Annotated in this window: 5 protein-coding genes; 2 read left to right on the forward strand and 3 right to left on the reverse strand. The window is 77.6% G+C overall.

All coding sequences use genetic code 11. The features are described 5' to 3' along the window. Window positions 1-53: 53 nt before the first annotated feature. A complete protein-coding gene (locus ACRYR7_RS24285) occupies window positions 54-995 on the reverse strand; it encodes a D-alanine--D-alanine ligase family protein (RefSeq protein ID WP_432574867.1) in 942 nt (313 codons plus the stop codon). Beyond that, complete coding sequence (locus ACRYR7_RS24290) at window positions 992-2242, reverse strand: aminotransferase-like domain-containing protein (protein ID WP_432574872.1); 1251 nt, start codon at window positions 2240-2242, stop codon at window positions 992-994. The genes ACRYR7_RS24285 and ACRYR7_RS24290 overlap by 4 nt, the downstream gene beginning before the upstream one ends. Window positions 2243-2483: 241 nt before the next feature. On the opposite strand from ACRYR7_RS24290, the gene ACRYR7_RS24295 reads away from it, so the two are divergent. Further along, a complete protein-coding gene (locus ACRYR7_RS24295) occupies window positions 2484-3146 on the forward strand; it encodes a GNAT family N-acetyltransferase (protein WP_432574868.1) in 663 nt (220 codons plus the stop codon). Between the two features lie 21 nt (window positions 3147-3167). On the opposite strand, the gene ACRYR7_RS24300 is transcribed toward ACRYR7_RS24295, so the two are convergent. Further along, window positions 3168-3785 carry a LysE/ArgO family amino acid transporter gene (locus ACRYR7_RS24300; RefSeq protein WP_432574869.1) on the reverse strand — a complete coding sequence of 206 codons (618 nt, stop codon included), beginning with the start codon at window positions 3783-3785 and terminating at the stop codon, window positions 3168-3170. Window positions 3786-3856: 71 nt separating this feature from the next. Between ACRYR7_RS24300 and ACRYR7_RS24305 the strand changes: the two genes are divergently transcribed. Next, a complete protein-coding gene (locus tag ACRYR7_RS24305) occupies window positions 3857-4780 on the forward strand; it encodes a LysR family transcriptional regulator ArgP (protein WP_432574870.1) in 924 nt (307 codons plus the stop codon). Window positions 4781-4839 lie beyond the last annotated feature (59 nt).

The following is a 4839-nucleotide window of genomic DNA, read 5'->3' on the forward strand; positions in this document are numbered from 1 at the left end:
GGGAGGGGACCGCACCGGTCCCCTCCCCGTCCTCGTGCGCGCTCGCGCGCGGTTCAGCCCAGCGCGGTGTCCACCAGCCCGCGGTAGACCGCGTCCAGGTCCAGGCCCGCGGCGAGCACCGCCTGCGGCAGCAGGGACGTCTCGGTGGTGCCCGGCGCCGCGTTGGCCTCCAGGAAGACCGGCTCGCCGTCCTCGCGCACGACGAGGTCCACCCGCGACAGGTGCCGCAGCCCCAGCGCCTCGTGGGCCGCGCGGGCCGCCTCCGCCACCCGCCGCGCCACCGGTTCGGGCAGCCGCGCCGGGGCGAAGAACTCCGCGCTGCCGGCGGTGTAGCGCGCCTCGTAGCCGTACTGCCCGCCGTCGGCGACGACCTCGACGGCCGGGAGCACCCGCACCCGCCCGTCCAGCTCCAGCACCGAGACCGCCACCTCCGTGCCGGCCACGTGCCGCTGCACCAGGGCGGTGTCGCCGTACGCGAAGCACTCCGCCACGGCCCGGGGCAGGTCGCGCTCGTCGCGCACCACGCTCACCCCCAGGGCCGAGCCGCCGCGCGCCGGCTTCACCACCAGCGGCAGGCCCGCCCAGCCGGCCGCGGCCGCCAGCACCGGGTGCGCGCCCAGGTCCCGGAACGTCGCGTGCGGCAGCGCCACCTCGCCGGGCACCGCCACGCCGGCCGCGGCCACCACGCTCGCCGCGACGGCCTTGTCCCACGCCAGGCGGCACGCCGCCGGCCCGGAGCCCACGAAGCGCAGCCCCAGCAGCTCCAGCACGTCGCGCAGCGCCCCGTCCTCCCCGACGGCGCCGTGCAGCACCGGCCACACCACGTCCGGGGCCTCCTGCGCCAGGCGCGGCAGCAGGTGCGCGTCGGCGTCCAGGAGCAGCACCTCGCACCCGCGCGCGCGCAGCGACTCCGCCACCCGGCGGCCCGAGCGCAGCGAGACGTCCCGCTCGTGGGACAGCCCGCCGGCCAGGACGGCCACCCGCGGCGCGCTCACACCAGCTCCGGGCCCTGCGCGGCGGGGTCGCCCGCGCCGCCGGTGCCGACGGTGCCCGGACGGTGCGCCAGCGGTCCGAACGTCTCCAGCACGTCCAGCTCGTCGCGCACCACGCCCGCCAGGCGGCGCACGCCCTCGCGCACCCGCTCGGGCTCGGGGAAGCAGTACGCCAGGCGCAGGTGCCGCCCGCCGCGGCCGTCGGCGTAGAAGGCGGTGCCCGGCACGAACGCCACCCGCCCGGTCACCGCGCGCGGCAGCAGCGCGGCGGCGTCCAGGCCCTCCGGCAGCGTCACCCACACGTAGAAGCCGCCCACCGGGCGCGTCCACGACGCCTGCGGCAGGTGGGTGGCCAGCGCGTCGAGCATCGCGTCGCGGCGCTCGCGGTACAGCTCGCGGAACGCCTTGACCTGCCCGTACCAGTCGTGGGTGCGCAGGTACTCGGTGACCACGGCCTGCCCCAGGGTCGTCGGGCACAGCACCGCCGACTCCGAGGCCAGCACGAGCTTCTCGCGCACCGCGTGCGGGGCGATCGCCCAGCCCAGGCGGTAGCCGGGCGCGAACGTCTTGGAGAAGGACCCCAGGTGCACGACGTGCTCGGCGTCCATCGAACGCATCGCCGGCAGCGGGTCGCCGTCGAAGCCCAGCAGGGCGTACGGGTCGTCCTCCAGCACCAGCAGCCCGTGGCGGCGGGCGATCTCCACCACCTGCCGGCGCCGCTCCAGGGAGAGCGTCACGCCCGCGGGGTTGTGGTGGTTGGGCACCGTGTAGAGCAGCTTCACGCGCCGGCCGTCGGCGCGCAGGCGCACCAGCGCCTCCTCCAGCGCCGCCGGCTGCAGGCCGTCGGCGTCCATCGGCACGTGCTCCACGTGCGCCTGGTAGGAGCGGAAGACCCCCAGCGCGCCGACGTAGCTGGGCGCCTCGGCCAGCACCACGTCGCCGGGGTCGAGGAAGACGCGCGCGACCAGGTCCAGCGCCTGCTGCGAGCCGGTGGTGACGACGACGTCGTCGGGGTGGGCGGCGATGCCCTGCGGGCGCACCACCTCGGTGATCTGCTCGCGCATCGCCGGCTCGCCCTGCCCGGAGCCGTACTGCAGCACCTGCGCGCCACGCTCGGCGACCAGGCGGCGGGAGGTCTCGGCGACGGCGTCCAGCGGCAGCGCCGGCAGGTACGGCATGCCCCCGGCGAGGGAGACGACCTCCGGGCGGCTGGCGACCGCGAACAGCGCGCGGATCTCCGAGGCCGTCATCGAGCGGGTCCGCTCGGCGTAGGAGCCCCGCCAGCGGTCCAGCCTGGTGCCGGCAGCGGCCGCGCGCACCCCGGCCGCGGCGGGCGCGGCGGGCGCGCTGCCGGTGCGGGGGACGGGCGGGTGCTGGCTCACGGTGGCCTCCGGGTGGCTGCGGTGCTCCGCGACGGGACTCGTCGCACCCGGACCACCCTGCCACCTAGGATGCCTCCGACGCGCAGGGAACACGGAGGGGGTCGCCCCAGTGGGTCGTCGCATGGCGCCGCTGACGCTCGAGTCGGTCGCCGACCTCCCCAAGGAGTCGCGCCGGTGCGTCTTCTGGGAGCTGGACGCGGTCGCCGCCCAGCGCGCGGCCGAGGCCGGGTACCCGGACTTCGAGAAGGAGGCGTGGATCTCCTCGGTGCTGCTGCAGTGGGGCCCGTGCGGGCGCCTGGTCTACGTCGACGACCAGGCGGTGGGCTTCGTGATGTACGCCCCGCCCTCGTACGTGCCGCGCCAGAGCGGGTTCGCGACCTCGCCGGTCAGCGGGGACGCGGTGCTGCTGACCACGGGGTGGATCGAGCCGGCCTTCCGCGGGGAGGGCCTGGCGCGGATGCTGCTGCAGGGCGCGGCCAAGGACCTCACCCAGCGCGGCGCCAAGGCCGTGGAGGCCTTCGGCGGCACGCACCTGGTGCCCGGCGGCGACGGCAGCGCCGCGTGCGCGCACGAGACGTCCGAGCCGTGCGTGCTGCCCGCGCACCTGCTGGAGTCGGTGGGCTTCACGGTGGTGCGCCCGCACCACCGCTACCCGCGCCTGCGCCTGGAGCTGAAGAACGCCATCAGCTGGCGCGAAGACGTCGAGGCGGCGCTGGAGCGGCTGCTGGGCAGCGTGCGGGTGCCGGTGCTCAGCGGCGTCGCGCACGGCTGAGCGGCGCCGTCACCGGCCCCGTCACAAGGCGCTGAGCAGCAGGGAGGCGGCCAGCGCCCACATCACCGCGGCGATCACCGCGTCGAGCACCCGCCAGGCGCGGGGGCGGGCGAACAGCGGGCGCAGCAGCGCCGCGCCGTGCCCCAGGGCGGTGAACCACGCGGCGCTACCCGCGGCGGCGCCGGCGGCGAAGCTCCACTGCCGCCCGGGGTGGCTCTGCGCGATCGAGCCCAGGAGCACCACGGTGTCCAGGTAGACGTGCGGGTTCAGCCAGGTCAGCGCCAGCGCGGTGCCCACCGCGGCCGACAGGGACGCCGGCGCGCCGCCGCCCGCGGCGTCCAGGGCCTGCGGGCGCAGCGCGCGGCGGGCGGCCAGCAGCCCGTAGGCGGCCAGGAAGGCGGCGCCGGCCAGGCGCACCGCGGTCAGCACCCCCGGGTGGCTGCGCACGACGGCGCCGGCGCCGGCCACGCCGGCGGCGATGAGCACGACGTCGGAGAGCACGCACACGGCCACCACCGCGCCCACCCGCTGCCGGCGCAGGCCCTGGCGCAGCACGAAGGCGTTCTGCGAGCCGATCGCGACGATCAGGGACAGGCCGAGCCCGAGACCGGAGGCGGCGGCCAGGAGGTGGGGGAGCACCCGGCGACCGTAGGCGCGCCCCGCTCGTGAGTGAAGCGCGTGTTCCTGCACCTGCGTTAGCGTCGCTGTCCGTGGAGCTGGACCTGGGGCAGCTGCGGGCCCTGAGCGCGGCGGTGGCCGAGGGCACCTTCGAGGCCGCCGCCCGGCGCCTGCACGTGACCCCCTCGGCGATCAGCCAGCGCCTGCGCGCCCTGGAGGTGGCCACCGGGCGGGTGCTGCTGGTGCGCAGCAAGCCGGTGCGGGTCACCGAGCCGGGCCGGGTGCTGCTGCGCCTGGCCCGCCAGGTCGAGCTGCTGGCCGGGGACGCGCTCGCCGAGCTGGACGTCGACGACGCCGGGGCGGACGGGGACGGCGGGCTGCCGCGGACCCTGGCGATCGCCGTCAACGCCGACTCCCTGGCCACCTGGTTGCTGCCCGCCCTGGCGCCGCTGGCCGGGTCGGTGTGCTTCGACCTGCACCGCGACGACGAGGGGCGCACCGCGGACCTGCTGCGCGCGGGCTCGGTGGTGGCGGCCGTCACCACCGACCCCGACCCGGTCGCCGGCTGCTCGGTGACCCCGCTGGGCTCGGTGCGCTACCGGCCGATGGCCTGCGCCGCCCGCGCCCGCGAGTGGTTCCCCGACGGGCCCACCGCCGCGGCCCTGGCGCGCGCGCCCGTGGTGGTCTTCGACCGCGAGGACGACCTGCAGCACCGGTACCTGCGCGCGCGCCTGCCGCAGGACCAGCCCGGCGCGGACCGCCCGGTGCAGCCGCCGGTGCACCACGTGCCCTCCTCGGCGGAGTTCCTGACCGCCGTGCGCCTGGGCGTGGGCTGGGGCATGCTGCCGGACCTGCAGAGCCGCGAGCACGAGGCGGACGGCTCCCTGGTGGACCTCGACCCCGCCGGCGTGATCGACGTCGCCCTGCACTGGCAGCAGTGGAGGCTGCGCTCGCCCTCGCTGGACCGGGTGGCCGCCGCCGTGACCGCCGCCGCCCACCGCCACCTGCGGCGCTGAGCGGCGCGTGCCGCGCTGGGCCCGGCACGCGCGAGCCCCGGCACCGCTGGGCGGTGCCG

The organism is Kineococcus gurbantunggutensis (assembly GCF_050871925.1).
GTDB lineage: Bacteria > Actinomycetota > Actinomycetes > Actinomycetales > Kineococcaceae > Kineococcus.

Bases quoted from the DNA above. Each gene is read 5' to 3' on its own strand.
- ACRYR7_RS24290 (WP_432574872.1), bottom strand. From the start codon at position 2,242: ATGACGGCCTCGGAGATCCGCGCGCTGTTCGCGGTCGCCAGCCGCCCG.